Origin of the sequence: Alkalimonas sp. (assembly GCF_020831925.1) — a bacterium.
In the GTDB taxonomy this organism is placed as follows: domain Bacteria; phylum Pseudomonadota; class Gammaproteobacteria; order Enterobacterales; family Alteromonadaceae; genus Alkalimonas.
In genome coordinates this window covers 36,810-52,109 of record NZ_JAFIFQ010000027.1, presented here as the reverse complement: position 1 = coordinate 52,109, position 15,300 = coordinate 36,810, and the positions used below count along the sequence as shown (strand labels likewise).

Below are 15,300 nucleotides of genomic sequence, written 5' to 3'. Positions count from 1 at the left end.
CCTACAAGCCTCACCCATGGAAGGTTATTGGGATGAAAGAAAGAGTTGTGAATGACTACGCTATTGCTCTGCAAAACTCCCGCTCACGAAGGGTTCTTAGGTGAACTCATTTCGGAAAGATCGTATTCAGCTTTCATCGTACACCACCTTGATAATGCTTACGCTCATTGCCTGTTGCGAAGCTCATTGTCTTACCCTAAAAAACAAGCTCCAAAATAGCTTACTGCAATTGTTGTTGCAGCCAGGTTTTCATATCCTCGAAAGATTCATTGAAAACATTGTGGCCGGCATCCGGATAGATGTGCAGCTGATGCGGCTGCTCCCGTTGCTGCAGCAACTTCGCAAAGCGTGTGGCATTGCTGACATGCACCCGCTCATCTTGCTCGCCATGCAAAATCAGGATCGGCAGCTCGGCAGGAATTTCATCCAACCAGTGCACGACTGAGCGCTCAGCCAATGCTTGCTCTTTACGGTTGGCATAATCAGGGATCCTGGCCTGATACACATTTTCCATTTCAGCACGAAACTCGAGCTCTTTCTCTAAATCGATCACACCTACCGAGAACACCAACGCCTTAACCTCTGGCATATTGCGCACCGCCATCAGGCTTTGCATACCTCCCCGACTGACGCCCCACATGGCAATCTTGCTTTGATCGGCCATTGGCATCTGCTGAATAATCGGCAATAAGGCTTCAACATCAGCCACATCGGCACCACCAAATTCATCCTGCTCACGGTAATTGCTGGCAATGACAATATAGCCCTGCTCTGCCCAGGTAATTAAATGCTGGTAGATAAATGGAAACCGTAGAGCACCAAAACCGGCATTGCCACCACGGTTATAAATCAAAACCGGCAAGGGCCGCTCTGCTTTATCCGGGTGAACCGGCGCCAGAACCACGCCACGAACTTCGACATCGTCTACCAAATACATAAAGTCACGGCAGTAAACAGTGTTCACCCGCTGCTCAAACTGCGGTTGCGTAAACACACGATTCACTCGCTCCTGCTGCTCGGCAGGCATTTGCTCTAAACGTTGTGCCAAAGTGACAGAGCTCTCAAATGGGCCGCGAAAACAATTGGCCGTCGTCTGAATAGACTCATGCCCGCTAAAAGGCTCTGCCTGTGCAACAGACACCGACAGCAACAAAGCCATTCCTAGCAACCATTTCATCGTATTTCCTTTCTCATTATTTTCAGCATCGAAAAAACTAACACAAGCAAGTATTTGCAACAACCCATAAATAGATTGTTATCATCACAGGCAGAAGGTGAGTGAACTGCGAAAGGAAATTGGCTTTAGGGACGCAATCAAGCGCCCTTCAAGCCTATCTACGGATTTACTAAGATTTGTGTAACCGAGCCAGTAGGCTGGAGGTATCCCAGCGGTTGCCGCCCATGCGCTGCACTTCGCTGTAGAATTGATCCACCAAAGCAGTCACTGGCAGGTGGCTGCCGTTCTTACGGGCTTCGTTCAGCGCTATGCTGAGATCTTTGCGCATCCAGTCGACGGCAAAGCCAAAGTCGTATTCGCCTTTGAGCATGGTTTGATAACGGTTTTGCATCTGCCAGGACTGAGCGGCGCCTTGGGAAATCACCTCCACCACAGCGGCCGCATCCAGGCCGGCGTTTTGAGCAAAATGCAGCCCTTCGGCAAGCCCCTGCACCACACCGGCAATGCAGATTTGATTGACCATCTTCGCCAATTGGCCGGCACCGGCCGGGCCCAGCAACTTGCAGCAACGGGCATAGGCCTGCATCACCGGTTCTGCTTTGGCGTAGGCATCGCTATCACCGCCGACCATGATGGTCAACACGCCGTTCTCGGCACCAGCCTGGCCACCGGATACCGGCGCATCCAAAAAACCAATACTCTGCTCAGCACAGGCCGCTGCCAGTTCACGAGCCAGCTCTGACGAAGCCGTGGTGTGATCAATCAGGACGGAGCCAGGCTGCATGCTGGCTAACACGCCATGTTCGCCATAGAAAACCGAGCGCACATCATCGTCGTTACCGACACACAGAAACACCAGCTCAGCATCTTTAGCCGCTTCAGCCGGAGTGCTGCCATGCTGACCACCGTATTGCTCAGCCCATTGCTGAGCTTTACTGGTGGTGCGGTTGTACACGCAGGTAGCATGGCCGTTTTTCTGTAAAAAGCCCGCCATCGGATAACCCATGACACCCAACCCAATAAAGGCGACTTTTTTGCTGTTTGCGGAATTTGTCATACCAGTGTCTTACTTCTGTCGTAAACTAGGGAATGGCGCTAAGCGTACAAAGATGGCCGACAAAAAGCAAAAACCTTTTGGGGGAGAACGGATGAACAACCTGCATCACTTTTCGGTGAACGATGCACAGGGCAATAGTGTCGATTTATCGCAGTACAAAGGCAAAACGGTGCTGGTGGTGAACACCGCCAGTCAATGCGGCTTTACGCCGCAATACCAGGAGCTGGAAGCGCTCTATCAAACCTATAAAGATCGCAACTTTGTGATTCTGGCCTTTCCCTGCAATCAGTTTGGGGGTCAGGAACCTGGCTCGGATCAGGATATCCAGCAGTTTTGTCAGCTGAACTATGGGGTTAGTTTTCCGGTAATGGCAAAAGTCCAGGTTAACGGTCCTGAAGCCGAACCCCTGTTTGAATTCTTAAAGAATCAAGCCCGTGGCTTGCTGAAAACCCGTGCCATTAAATGGAACTTCACTAAGTTTTTGGTGAATGCCAAAGGCGAAGTCGTAAAGCGCTATGCACCGCGTACCAAGCCGTTGGCGCTTCGGCAAAGCATCGACGAATTGCTCAACCAATAAAGCTTGGCTTGATCGAACGCAACAATAATTGCACTGCTTTTGCTACACTGTGTACAAACTTAACAAGGGACATCCGATGAAAGTTACCGTATACAGTGCCAAAAAGTACGATCAACAGGCCTTTAGCCGTTGGGCCGATGCCAGCCTGGAGTTTCATTATCTGGAGCTGAAATTGAGTGCGGACACCGTGGCACTAGCCGCTGGTAGCACCGCCATCTGCGCCTTTGTCAACGACGACTTGTCGGCGCCTGTCCTAACAGCCTTGCATGCTGAGGGTGTGCGGATGATTGCCTTGCGCTGTGCTGGTTTTAACAACGTTGATTTGGATAGCGCCAAGCAGCTGGGTATTCAGGTAGCGCGGGTGCCTGCCTACTCACCGGAGGCCGTAGCAGAGCATACTGTCGGCATGATGCTGACACTGAATCGTAAGCTGCATAAAGCCTACAACCGGGTACGGGATGATAATTTCTCCCTGGATGGCTTGCTCGGTTTTAATATGCATGGCAAAACGGTGGGCCTGATAGGTACCGGCCGTATTGGCAAAGCCACTGCTAAAATTTTGCTTGGTTTTGGCTGTACGCTGGTCTGCCACGATCTGTACGAAGATGCCGAACTGAAGCAGCTGGGTGCGCACTATGTACCGCTACCCGAGTTATACAGAGCAGCCGATATCATCAGTTTACACTGCCCGCTTACGCCAGAAACCCGTTACCTCGTCAATAAAGATAGCCTGGAGCTGATGAAGCACAATGTGATGCTGATCAACACCAGTCGTGGTGGCTTGATCGATACCAAAGCGGTCATTCAGGCGCTTAAAAGCCGCAAAATTGGTTATCTGGGGCTGGATGTGTACGAGCAGGAAGCGGATCTGTTTTTTGAGAATCTGTCAGAAATGGTGATTGATGACGATGTCTTTAAGCGTCTGCTGACCTTCCCGAATGTGCTGATTACCGGCCACCAGGCTTTTTTTACTGAAGAAGCAATGCAACAAATCAGCCAGATCACCAGTGAGAACCTGGTTGCTTTCTCCAAAGGAGCAGCCAGTGGTAACGAGCTTTGCTAATACAGGGACAAGCGCTCCAAATAGCCCATAAAAAAACCGCTCAAGCGGTTTTTTTATGCTGGAAAATATAGCAGGCAGTTACTCAATCAAGTCTTTTGGGATACTGGCACGCAGCCCTGACCAAATTTTACCACTTTCCCAACCATATTTACGGACCACAGCTATCACTTCATCGTGACGGCCTGCCTCAGCATAAGCACGCAATTCTTTGTAATAGCTGCGGGCCAGCTCTCGGGCTTCTGGTTGGGAAAAGTAAAAACGGGCAATTTTATTGTACAGACCACGAAAGCCATTGAGGATCAGCACGTAAATCCGGTTGGATGAGTGCAATGCCAGTTCATGATTTAAATTGTAATCAAAATCTGCAAAAGCTTCCGCCGTATCCGGTAACTCATCGGCACCTGCAAAAGAGGCCATGGCTTCTTCACGATGGGTTTTGATGGCACCACGAATGTAGATCGCGCTGATATTGGTACGGGCTGATAACAGCTCGTTCACCAGATCCGGCATCTGATCCTGATCTAATCGCGCCAGCGTTTCCAGAATATTCAAGCCTGAAGTTTCCCAGAAATTATTCACTTTGGTTGGCTTACCATGCTGGATGGTCAACCAGCCATCACGTGCTAGTCGCTGCAGTACTTCACGGAGGGTGGTTCGGGTGACGCCAATCAGCTCAGACAACTCACGCTCAGCGGGCAAGATAGAGCCTGGGGCAAACTTGCCATTCCAGATTGAGTCAACGATGTATTCTTCTGCAAAACCGGCCGGGCTTTGTGCTTTGATAAGATTGGTCATCCAGGAAGGTCCACTTTTGCTGTGATTATTTTAAATATCGACTGATTGTACCAGAGAACCGCCAGTGCACAAGGGGTGCCACCATTTTGGCTGGCTTTTGGTGCCATAGTTGTAACCTGGTTCACAATGACATAGAGTAAGTGCCTCAAAACTAGACTTTTCCCGGAGCCTGACTGATGTTTGAGTGGCTGAAGAAATTCTCGAAGCAGCGGCTAAGCTGGCTGTTGTTATTTTTGACCGCATTAGGGCTGGAACTGGCTGCTCTGTACTTTCAATACGGGATGGGCCTGGAGCCTTGCATTCAGTGCGTTTACATCCGGGCAGCCGTAGCCGGTATTCTATTGGCAGCCTTACTTGGCCTGATGGCTCCTGGCAGTGGGCCGATACGGGTACTGGCCTGTATGGGCTGGCTGGCAGCGGCTATCTATGGTTGGATGGAAGCGCGTAAGCTCAGTGAGATTGAGCAGTTGATTGCCGATGGAGGATTTTACAGCTGTGCTTTATTTGCGGATTTCCCGGATTGGCTGCCGCTGCATCAGTGGCTACCCGCTATCTTCGATCCAACCGGGCCTTGTGGCGCCATTGACTGGCAATTTGCCGGTGCTTCGATGGCAGACTGGATGCAGTGGATCTTTGTAGCTTATGCGCTGATGGCTGTGCTGGTACTATTATGTCAAGGCGTACGGCTGACTACGAACCCTTATAAGGGTTAATTGGTTCCGCAGAATCAGACGCATAAGCACCTGATTCTGCAAAACAAATTACTCAACGATTGCCAGCAACTCAACATCAAATACCAAGGCGCTGAATGGCGGAATGGCGTGGCCTGCACCGCGCTCACCGTAGGCCAGTTCGTGCGGAATATACAGACGATACTTCGCGCCCACCGGCATCATTTGCAGTGCTTCGGTCCAGCCCGCAATCACACCAGATACCGGGAATTCAGCCGGCTCACCACGTTGGTAAGAGCTATCAAATACAGTGCCATCAATCAGAGTGCCGTGGTAGTGGGTACGAACGGTCGACTCACGTCCAGGCTTATCGCCAGCACCGGCATTCAGTACTTCGTACTGCAAACCAGATGCGGTCACTGACACTTCAGCGCGTTTAGCATTTTCTGCCAGGAAGTCTTCACCCACTTTAGCCGCTTGTTCTGCCTTCTCAGCCTGAGCTGCTTGCATGCGCTGGCTGATTTCAGTGAAAGCTGCACGAATCAAGTCTTCAGATACGGCCGGGGCTTCGCCCTGAAAGGCAGCTTGCAAACCAGCTGCCACGGCATGGATATCCAGGCCATCAAAAGGATTATCAGCCAGTTGCTGACCCATTTGCAAACCGATGCCATAACTGGCGTGCTGTTCTAACGATGTGTATTGTTCAGACATAAAACTCACTTTGTGATTGACGCTGTAGCTACAGCAAAGAAAGCCTATAGTACCGCAAACCAGGCCTGCTGTCAGGCCGCTAGGTGCTGAACCTGCTGCCAAAGGCCAGTAACCAGCTGTTGATCGTCCGGGTTGAGCTCCCCATTGGCAATGGCTTGCGTCAGGCTTCGATCCACTTGCGCCAGCAGATCTTGCTGGCTAAAAGGCTCTGCAGCCACTTCCAGAGTGCCAACCGCCAGGTCAAAATGCCCCCGCAGATAACCGGCAGCAAACAGCTCGTCGTCGCTGGCTGTTGGGATCATTTGATCAAAATAGTCGGCCACAGCCGAGATAAAGCGCGTGCTGTCCATCAATCTGCCTCTCCTAATCGATACATCACATAATCGTTGTAACCGGTCAGCACCGGGATCAACCCCTGCAACTGCTGATCCAGCACAGCATCGCCGGTATCGGCCAATAGGGGTCTGCCGGATAGTTGCTGCAATTTGGTCTTGGTCGCAATCAGCCAGATATTATCGCGACCAATGGCCCGGATCACATCCGGCGAGAGCTGTTGATTGCCACGACCAAACACATGGCCCTGACCACCAATCAGCGTGATGACCAGCTTGCTCGGCCGGTCTTTGACCAGCGCTAACAACTGGCTGGCGGTGACATCCCTGGCAATCAGCTGGCCATTTTCTACCACATCAACGCCCAACAAGGTGTTGTCCAGGCCAAGCTGCTGCATCACTGCTGCAACGGTCGAACCTGACCCCATCACATAGCGCACGTCTTCATCCATCTGGCTGACTACCCAGGCAGCTAAATCATCAAGTACCAGCTCTTCCGATTCACGCCCGCCCATTTTCACACTTTGCACATACTGCAAAGCTGCAGGAATAGACAGCTCACCAAAGCGCCGGGCTTTGACCACGCCCTGACGAAAGGCCTGCTCGTCAATGTCCATCACATCCGCCTGACGCATGGAAACCAGTTCGCCCCGCACCAGGCTGGCGACCAACTTGCCAGCAGCCGTCGGGCTAATGGCATAGACACCGGAGTGTATTTTGCAGCCAGCTGGAATACCAAGAGCTGTCACCTGCTCTGGCAACACGGCACAGATATTGCGGGCGGTGCCATCACCACCGGCGAACAACAGCAAGTCAATGCCATCAGCGGCCAAAGCCCGGGCAGCGGCTTCGGTATCTTCAGCCGTGGTCGGCTCAGTGATAGCTTGGTAACAGACTTTGCAGTGAAAACCGAGTTGCTCTGCCAACTGCTGCCCCATAGTACCCGCCACCGTTTTAATCAGCAGTCGATCTTTTAGCGCCATCAACTCACTCAGCGCAGTTTGGCTGCGCTTACCCGCCAAAGGCTCAGCACCTAGCGCCAGCGCCTGCTCGGCCACGCCATCGCTACCCTTTAAGCTAACGCTGCCACCCAAGCCGGCCAGCGGATTGATAATCAAGCCTAAACGAAACACCGACGACATAGCTCTCCCCTGCCCCTTAGCTGCAATGGCGCGCATTGTACCCGCTCGCCCCACTTTTTCCCAGTAGCAGTACTTGAGTTGCTGCATGAACTACCCTAGAGTTGTGGCACGAATTGACTGCCTGAAAGCCCACTATGTCCAAGCATGCTGACACTTTGGATCTAACCGCCGTTTTTGCCAGCCAACAAAAAGCGGCCCGCGCTCTGCCTTATCCGGACTATGCATGCCGCCTGGGCTGGCTCAAACAATTAGAGCAGCAGCTAAAACAGCAGTTGGCTGCACTTACCAAAGCGCTGGCAGAGGATTTCGGCCATCGCAGTGCCGAAGAAAGCTTGCGCATTGAACTACTACCTACGCTGCAAGGCCTGGCTTATCTGCAACGGCAACTGAAGCGTTGGATGAAACCGGAAAAACGCCATACCAGTTGGTTGTTCCAGCCAGCCCGGAATTACATTCAGTACCAGCCCAAAGGGGTGGTCGGCATTATGGTGCCCTGGAATTACCCGGTGTTTTTAACGCTAGGGCCGCTGATGGCAGCGCTGGCTGCCGGCAACAGAGTGATGCTTAAACTATCGGAAGATACCCCTGCCACCAATCACTGTTTGCAGCAACTGCTGGCCACGGTATTCCCCACCGAACAAGTCGCAGTTTTTAGTGGCGATGCCGGGCAGGCGGCCGCTTTTGCGGCTTTGCCCTTTGATCATCTGCTTTTTACCGGGTCAACGACAGTAGGTCGAAAAGTGATGCAAGCAGCAGCTGCCAACCTCACCCCTGTCACGCTGGAGCTGGGTGGAAAATCACCGGCCATCGTTGCCGCCGATGCTAACCTGGCGGTCAGTGCCGAGCGACTGGTGTTTGGCAAATGTGCCAATGCCGGCCAAACCTGTGTTGCCCCCGATTATCTGTGGGTTGATGCGCAGATTCAGCCAGCTCTTATCAATGCACTTAAAAACGCTTTTAACCGTCTGTATCCTGCCAACCGGCTGCAACAGGATTACAGCTGGCTATGCACCGAGCGTCAGCGTCAGCGCATGCTGACTTTATTGCAACAAGCCGAGCAAGCCGGTGCTACCATCATCAGTTGCGCTGAACACCACTGGCAGCATTACCTGCAAGATGGCAGCGGCCTATTACCGCTGCAGCTGGTGCTGAACCTGCCAGCAGAGCATGCCCTGTGGCAGGAAGAGATTTTTGGCCCGATCTTGCCTATTCAAAGCTATAGCGCCATCGAGCATGTTTTTACACAGCTTAGTACTCAAGCCCGACCTCTGGCCTTGTACCTGTTCAGCAATAATAAAGCATTGCAACAACAATTTCTGAAGCACAGCCACTCCGGTGGAGTATGCCTGAATGACTGCCTGATGCAGGTGGCCCAGGATGACCTGCCCTTTGGTGGAATTGGTGCATCCGGTATGGGTGCTTATCACGGCAAAGAAGGTTTTATCACCTTTAGCCATGCCAAAGCAGTGCACTCTAAAGGTTGGTGGCACCCCGGTAAACTAATCTACCCGCCTTACAACAAAAGCTCGCTAAACACTGCACTGCGCTGGTTACTGCGTAGCTGAATTGCTATTTGTGAAGCAAAACAGCAGACTGCATTGCATTTAAGGTTACTCTGAACTTAACTTGAAAGGTCAGATTGTTGTAGACCTTGCCGAGGATATCATCATGCAGTTTCAGTCCCTCCGCTTTCAGCTAAGCCTTGGTGTTGCCTTGTTGTTACTGATCAGCACCGCCAGCATGGCGCTGATTGGCTGGCAGTCAACCCGCAGCAGTAATCAAAATGCCATTGAGCGGTTGGATCGCTCCATGCGGGCTACTGCAGAAACCATCTTGACCGACGCAGCCAGAGTGAACGCTCTGGACACCGCCAGAGTGATGAACCGAAATTACGACGTCGCCAAAAACCTGGCCAGCCTGATGAGTAATACAGCGGTGGGCTCTGGCAATACACCCTATAGCCGTGACCAAGTACAATTGTTCGCCCGCCATCTGCTGCAAGCCAACCCTTCGGTGTCCTCCATTTATACCCAGTACGAAGCCAACGGTTACGATGGCCGTGACCAGGACTATCGCAACACTGGTATTGAACACAGCTCAGATCAAGGTACGCTCGAAGTGTACTGGGTAGCATCCGAGAGTGGCCTTGAGTTTATCCGTACCGCGGACGCTGCTGATAAATACCTAAGCAATTTGAACGAGTTTGGTATCCGTGAAGCCGAGTGGTACCTGTGTAGCCATGACCAGCGACGGCCTTGCCTGATGGAGCCCTACCAGTACGAGATCCGCCCGGGTTACGAAGTACTACTAACCTCTTTAGTGTACCCGGTGCTGGTCAATGGTGCCTTTCGGGGCGTTGCCGGTGTTGATATTAACCTGCCGGTGTTGCAGGAATCCCTGCTTCGTCAGGCGGCCAGCCTTTACGACGGTCAGGCTGATCTCTACCTGCTCAGCGAGCAACAGTTAGTAGTAGCATCCAACCGTTTTGCCAACCAATTGGGTCAGTCACTGCAGCAGTTGGATCCAGAGCTGGCATCCGCTTTGCGGCAACAACGAACTGGCCTTTTTTCCTATCAGGACCAGTTGGTTTTGGCTTACCCGATCCCCATCGAAGCCTCTGGCAGCATTTGGTATACCCTGGTTGCAGTACCGGAACAGGTGGCACTGGCAACCGCCTATGAACTTTCGCAGCAACTGCAGGAGGATGCCAACGCCACCACCGCTCGTATGCTGCTGTCCGGTTTCGGCTTGTTGCTGCTCTTCGTTGCGTTGATGTCAGTCTGGTTAAGGCGTGCGACCAAGCCCATTGTCAAAATGAGCCTGCTGATGCAGGAGCTTGCAGGTGCTGAAGGCGATCTAACCCGTACCCTCGATAGCAGTCGTCATCAGGAACTGCAGGATATGGCAGCTGGCTTTAATGCCTTTACTGCTAAGCTGGCTCTGATGATCAAAGCCTTGCAGCAGTTTTCCGCCCAACTGCAACAACAAACCCACACCCTGGTGGATACCAGTCAACAAACCAATCAGGCCACCCAGCTGCAGGCCGCTGAAATCCAGAATGTGGTATCCGCGATGCACGAGATGACAGCCACTGCCAATGAGGTCGCTCAACTGGCAGGCAGTACAGCGGAAGGGGCACAAAATGCCATTTTGGCATTGAATGAAGCCAATGGATTATTCCAGAGCACACTGGATGAGTTTCGTCAGGTGGCTGTGGATGTGGAACATAGCAAAGTTCAGATTGAAGAAGTAGCGGGAAGCAGCCAGGAAATTAATCAGATCATCGAAGTTATTCAGTCCATTGCAGAGCAAACCAATCTGCTGGCACTTAATGCTGCTATCGAAGCAGCCCGAGCCGGTGAGCAAGGCAGAGGCTTTGCCGTTGTAGCCGACGAAGTTCGTACTCTGGCCGCCCGCACTCACAGCTCCACCGATCAGATCAAACAACTAATTGCCAATTTACAGCATCAGGTCGGCGGCGCGGTGCAACAAATCAGCAAGAATACCGCCGGCATTGAGCAAACACTGAGTGAAGCTGTGGTCGCCTACGACAAACTATCCGCTGCGACCACCGACATCTCAGCCATCGCCGATAACTCCTTTCAGGTGGCTACTGCAGCGGAAGAGCAGAACCAGGTCAGCGATGAAATTAACCGCAATATTTCGGCTATTGGCGATGCGACCAGGGAGCTTGAGCAACTGGCACAGCGCAATAATGAGGTGAGCGATACCATCGATCAAATCACCGGCCAAATGGATGAGCGATTAAACCAGCTCAAATGTTGAGCAGTTCACAGGAGTTTCTATGAAAGCATCATCAATGGCAACAACCTTGCTTAGCAGCACCCTTCTCTGTGCAGTTATCGTACCTGCTCAGGCCAACTGGACCCTGGAGCTCGCGGTGACCAACAACTATCTGTTCAATGGTGTCAGTCAAACCGATAAAAAGCCAGCCTTTCAGCCAGGATTAAACTGGGAGGCCGGCAATGGATTCTATGCCGGTTTCTGGGGCTCGAATGTCGACTTTGGCGAAGGCACCAAGGTCGAGATCGATGGTTACCTTGGCTATTACCATCAATTTCGTGACTTCGGCCTGGATATTGGTCTGGCCCAATATACCTACCACGGCCGCGGCCACAGCTCAGAACTAAACTTCCGGGAGCTTTATCTGACGCTGCACCGTAATGATTACGAGCTTTCTTTCTGGTACAGCAATGACTATTTTGGTTTTGGCGGTGGGCATCTGGTGGTGAAACTGGCGCGCAGTTTTACTTTAAGCCCGGGCTGGACTTTGCAAGCAGGGCTGGATCGTTCTCACTCCTTTGATAAAGCCAGTTATGACTGGGAAGGTAAAGCAGGTTTTTTCCATGCTGAGTTGGTACTCAGCACCGATCTGGCCGGTTTTATCGTAAGCGCAGGGCTACACACCACCACCTTAAAAGAGCGCTGGGGTGATGATGCGCTGGTGTTATCAGTTAGCCGTTCGTTCTGAAGCGGCTGCATGCACCTGAGCTGGCAGACATAAAGCAAATAACATAGCAACCCCGGCCGTGGCCGCTGCTATCACAAAAGTCTGGGTAGAACCCACACCATCTTGCCACAAAATACCAGCGGCATAAGCACCGACCGCACCACCGCCACCGAAAATCAAGCCGGCATAGAGTGCCTGACCACGGCTGCGCAATGCTTTGGGGAAATAGTGTTGTACAAAGTGCATGGCGCAGCTATGAGCAATGGCAAAACTGCCGGCATGCATCAGCATACTGACCGCCAGCCAAAGCGGCGAATGAGCCAGATAAGCCAGCATCAACCAACGCAGCATGGTCAGGCCATAACAACAACTCAGCACCAACCGGTAACTGCGCTGCTTTAACAAGGCGCCCATCCAGAAAAAAGCGACAATCTCAGCCAACACCGCCAGGCTGATAAAAAGTCCAGTCGCTACCCCGCTGTAGCCAAGGTCCCTGGCATAGAGGGTGAAAAAGCCATAAAAAGGCGCGAAGCTCATCTGCAAAATAAAAGCCGCGCCCATGAAACAGAGAAACACCGGCTGGCTGAGCAAGCGGCCAAAGCCCTTTCGAGCTGAGCTGCTCTCCGTGGGGGGCGTCAGCTCCGGCAATAAGAATAAACTGCCAATCAGCAGCAGCATCAGGATGGCAGCGCCATAAGGCAGTGATTCGGTACCCAGGCTTTGCAGCAATACCCCCCCTATCAGCACCAGCACAATGTAGCCGACGCTACCGCTGCTACGGATCCGGCTATAACGGCTGGTATTGTCGTTTAGAAAGTGAAAGGTGGTGACTTCCAGTTGCGGCAGGATGGCGGTCCAGAAAAAACTGAAGATGCTAAAACCAAGTAGCAACAACCAAAAACCCTGGTCGAAGAAACTGCTGAGCCAACCGAGCAAAGCCAGTACAGCGCCAAGCCGCATAATGAGGAGAGGCCGTCCTTGCCGCTCTGCCACGGCAGCCCAAAGACTTGGGCCAACAATGCGGGTGGCGGTGACCAACGCCAACAACACGCCAATATCGTACGAGCTTAAACCACGGCCATCGAGAAAAAGCCCAAGGTAGGGAATAAAAATGCCAAGCACACCGTAGTAAGCAAAGTAAGCCAGCACCAAAGCTGGCACGGCATGCTGTGTTGGCAGTCCACTCATTCGTCTTGCAGGCGGGCAATATCCGGTGTGTTGCAGACCACATCCAGGTTCTGCGCACGATGGCGAAGCAGGTGGTCCATCAACACAATTGCCAGCATGGCTTCGGCAATCGGCACCGCTCGGATGCCTACACAAGGATCGTGCCTGCCTTTGGTCAGCATATCCACCGGCTCGCCGTCCAGGTTGATGCTCTTACCTGGAATACTAATGCTGGAAGTGGGTTTAAGCGCAATACTAACCCGAATGTCCTGACCACTGCTGATACCTCCCAGCACGCCACCAGCATGATTGGCGCTAAAGCCTTGCGGCGTTAATTCATCACGGTGGGTCGAGCCTTTTTGCTCCACCACAGCAAAGCCATCGCCGATTTCTACAGCTTTCACGGCATTGATGCTCATCATGGCATGGGCAATATCGGCATCAAGGCGATCAAACACCGGCTCCCCCAAACCTACCGGCACCTTAGAAGCCACAACATTCACCCGGGCACCGACGGAGTCCCCCTCTTTTTTTAAATCACGCATATAAGCATCAAGCGCGTCCAGCTTGGTTGGGTCCGGGCAAAAAAACGGGTTGTTGTTCACTTCATCCCAATGCACTTTGTCCATCGCAACCGGGCCCAGCTGGGCGAGGTAACCGCGAATTTCCATGCCGAACTTTTCTTTCAGGTATTTTTTTGCAATGGCACCGGCGGCAACCCGAATAGCCGTTTCACGGGCCGAGGAGCGGCCACCACCACGGTAATCGCGAATGCCAAACTTATGCCAGTAGGTGTAATCGGCATGGCCCGGGCGAAACACATCTTTGATTTTGGAGTAATCCTGCGAGCGCTGATCGGTATTTTCAATCAATAAACCAATGGAGCAACCGGTACTGATGCCTTCAAACACACCGGATAAGATTTTCACTTCATCGGCTTCGCGCCGGGCCGTAGTGTAACGTGAAGTACCCGGTTTACGCCGGTCCAGATCCTGCTGCAACTCTTCAGCAGTAATATGCAGCCCCGGCGGACAACCATCGACGATGCCGCCGATGGCTGGGCCATGGCTTTCCCCAAAGGTAGTCACCCGAAACAACTGACCGATACTATTGCCTGCCATTTAAAACTCCTCCAGCTGTTGCCGGCAGCGCAGCAGCTCTGCCTTATTAATGGAAAATACCCCGGTACCGCCCTGCTCAAACTCAATCCACTGCAGCCCGACATCTGGCAATAAGGCCTGAAGTGCCACCATGCTGTTACCCACCTCACACACCAGCACGCCCTGCTCGGTCAGGTGCTGTGCTGCTTGCCGTAAAATTTGCCTGGTCAGCGCCAGGCCATCGGCTCCAGACGCCAGGCCAAGCTCAGGCTCGTGCAAAAACTCGGCCGGTAAATCAGCCATATCCTCAGCGTCTACATAGGGCGGATTGGTAACAATAAGGTCGTACTGTTGTCCGGCCAAGCCATCAAATACATCTGATAACAAGGGAAATACCCGATGTTCAAGTTGATGCTCGGAAATATTGTACTCTGCCACCGCCAACGCATCAGGACTAATATCGGCTGCATCAACTTCAGCCTCAGGAAACTGGTATGCGCAGGCAATAGCAATACAGCCAGAGCCGGTACACAGATCCAGGATCCGCTCTGGTTGGAATCCTGCCAACTGCTCGCTAAACCCTTGTTGGATCAGCTCAGCAATGGGTGAACGTGGCACAAGAACCCGCTCATCGACATAAAAGGGCAAGCCGGCAAAATAAGCCTGCTTTGTCAGATAAGCAGCAGGGATGCGCTGCTCTATCCGTTGTTGAAGCAGTGCAATAAAATCACGTCGCTCTTGCATAATCAGCCGGGCTTTAAACAACTGCTCGTCGGTGATCGGCGGCAAGGACAACACAGCAGCCATTAAATTGGCCGCTTCATCCCAAGGGTTGTCGGTGCCATGGCCCAAATAAACCTGGCCCTGATGCATTTTACTAACCGCAAAGCGCAACCAATCCTGCACACTGCTAAGCTGCGTGAGAGCATCTTCAATCAAAGAAGGACTAAATAAAGAGGTTGCCTCGGTTTGCGCTGTGCCTGTGATCGTTGAGCCTGTGGTCATAGTATTCCAAGTTTATTCATACGGCTGGACGG

15 protein-coding genes are annotated in these 15,300 nt (G+C 52.4%); 6 read left to right on the top strand and 9 right to left on the bottom strand.

Annotated features, from left to right (window positions below; genetic code table 11):
• Nucleotides 1-220 precede the first annotated feature (220 nt).
• Together JJU14_RS10115 and JJU14_RS10110 are read right to left on the bottom strand one after the other, a co-directional pair.
• Nucleotides 221-1,177, bottom strand: coding sequence for a prolyl oligopeptidase family serine peptidase (locus tag JJU14_RS10115; protein ID WP_228613139.1), 957 nt, complete (start codon nucleotides 1,175-1,177; stop codon nucleotides 221-223).
• 169 nt (nucleotides 1,178-1,346) lie between these two features.
• On the bottom strand, nucleotides 1,347-2,234 hold the full coding sequence (locus JJU14_RS10110) for an NAD(P)-dependent oxidoreductase (RefSeq protein WP_228613137.1): 888 nt from the start codon (nucleotides 2,232-2,234) through the stop codon (nucleotides 1,347-1,349).
• 91 nt (nucleotides 2,235-2,325) lie between these two features.
• Between JJU14_RS10110 and JJU14_RS10105 the strand changes: the two genes are divergently transcribed.
• Together JJU14_RS10105 and JJU14_RS10100 are read left to right on the top strand one after the other, a co-directional pair.
• The gene (locus JJU14_RS10105) at nucleotides 2,326-2,811 is read left to right on the top strand and encodes a glutathione peroxidase (RefSeq protein ID WP_228613136.1); all 486 of its coding nucleotides are present in this window, start codon (nucleotides 2,326-2,328) and stop codon (nucleotides 2,809-2,811) included.
• A gap of 76 nt (nucleotides 2,812-2,887) precedes the next feature.
• Nucleotides 2,888-3,874: a 2-hydroxyacid dehydrogenase gene (locus tag JJU14_RS10100; protein ID WP_228613134.1), complete on the top strand. Its 987-nt coding sequence runs from the start codon at nucleotides 2,888-2,890 to the stop codon at nucleotides 3,872-3,874.
• 78 nt (nucleotides 3,875-3,952) lie between these two features.
• Here JJU14_RS10100 and fadR read toward each other — a convergent pair whose 3' ends face one another.
• Nucleotides 3,953-4,669 (bottom strand): fatty acid metabolism transcriptional regulator FadR, encoded by a 717-nt coding sequence (gene fadR, locus JJU14_RS10095; RefSeq protein ID WP_091342110.1) that lies wholly within the window; start codon nucleotides 4,667-4,669, stop codon nucleotides 3,953-3,955.
• A 176-nt stretch (nucleotides 4,670-4,845) separates the two neighbouring features.
• Between fadR and dsbB the strand changes: the two genes are divergently transcribed.
• On the top strand, nucleotides 4,846-5,382 hold the full coding sequence (dsbB, locus tag JJU14_RS10090) for a disulfide bond formation protein DsbB (RefSeq protein ID WP_228613132.1): 537 nt from the start codon (nucleotides 4,846-4,848) through the stop codon (nucleotides 5,380-5,382).
• Between the two features lie 48 nt (nucleotides 5,383-5,430).
• On the opposite strand, the gene JJU14_RS10085 is transcribed toward dsbB, so the two are convergent.
• From JJU14_RS10085 to JJU14_RS10075, 3 genes are all read right to left on the bottom strand, one after another.
• Complete coding sequence (locus JJU14_RS10085; protein ID WP_228613130.1) at nucleotides 5,431-6,051, bottom strand: FKBP-type peptidyl-prolyl cis-trans isomerase; 621 nt, start codon at nucleotides 6,049-6,051, stop codon at nucleotides 5,431-5,433.
• Nucleotides 6,052-6,122: 71 nt separating this feature from the next.
• A complete protein-coding gene (locus JJU14_RS10080) occupies nucleotides 6,123-6,401 on the bottom strand; it encodes a YfcL family protein (protein ID WP_228613144.1) in 279 nt (92 codons plus the stop codon).
• Nucleotides 6,401-7,525 carry an ATP-NAD kinase family protein gene (locus JJU14_RS10075; protein WP_228613141.1) on the bottom strand — a complete coding sequence of 375 codons (1,125 nt, stop codon included), beginning with the start codon at nucleotides 7,523-7,525 and terminating at the stop codon, nucleotides 6,401-6,403. Before JJU14_RS10075 ends, JJU14_RS10080 begins: the two co-directional genes overlap by 1 nt.
• Nucleotides 7,526-7,659: 134 nt before the next feature.
• Between JJU14_RS10075 and JJU14_RS10070 the strand changes: the two genes are divergently transcribed.
• The 3 genes from JJU14_RS10070 to JJU14_RS10060 all read left to right on the top strand — a co-directional run bounded on the left by JJU14_RS10070 (nucleotide 7,660) and on the right by JJU14_RS10060 (nucleotide 12,017).
• On the top strand, nucleotides 7,660-9,090 hold the full coding sequence (locus JJU14_RS10070; RefSeq protein ID WP_228613128.1) for an aldehyde dehydrogenase family protein: 1,431 nt from the start codon (nucleotides 7,660-7,662) through the stop codon (nucleotides 9,088-9,090).
• 103 nt (nucleotides 9,091-9,193) lie between these two features.
• Nucleotides 9,194-11,311, top strand: coding sequence for a methyl-accepting chemotaxis protein (locus tag JJU14_RS10065; RefSeq protein ID WP_228613126.1), 2,118 nt, complete (start codon nucleotides 9,194-9,196; stop codon nucleotides 11,309-11,311).
• Nucleotides 11,312-11,330: 19 nt separating this feature from the next.
• Nucleotides 11,331-12,017 carry a TorF family putative porin gene (locus tag JJU14_RS10060; RefSeq protein ID WP_228613124.1) on the top strand — a complete coding sequence of 229 codons (687 nt, stop codon included), beginning with the start codon at nucleotides 11,331-11,333 and terminating at the stop codon, nucleotides 12,015-12,017.
• Here JJU14_RS10060 and JJU14_RS10055 read toward each other — a convergent pair.
• Genes JJU14_RS10055 through prmB form a run of 3 tightly spaced genes read right to left on the bottom strand, consistent with a single transcriptional unit; the run spans nucleotide 11,997 to nucleotide 15,268 of the window.
• Entirely contained in the window at nucleotides 11,997-13,184 is a 1,188-nt protein-coding gene (locus tag JJU14_RS10055) for an MFS transporter (RefSeq protein ID WP_228613122.1), read from the bottom strand. The genes JJU14_RS10060 and JJU14_RS10055 overlap by 21 nt on opposite strands.
• Nucleotides 13,181-14,284, bottom strand: a complete 1,104-nt coding sequence (gene aroC / locus JJU14_RS10050) for a chorismate synthase (RefSeq protein ID WP_228613119.1) — start codon at nucleotides 14,282-14,284, stop codon at nucleotides 13,181-13,183. The genes JJU14_RS10055 and aroC overlap by 4 nt, the downstream gene beginning before the upstream one ends.
• Complete coding sequence (gene prmB / locus JJU14_RS10045; RefSeq protein WP_228613117.1) at nucleotides 14,285-15,268, bottom strand: 50S ribosomal protein L3 N(5)-glutamine methyltransferase; 984 nt, start codon at nucleotides 15,266-15,268, stop codon at nucleotides 14,285-14,287. It lies immediately after the preceding gene.
• Between the last annotated feature and the right edge of the window lie 32 nt (nucleotides 15,269-15,300).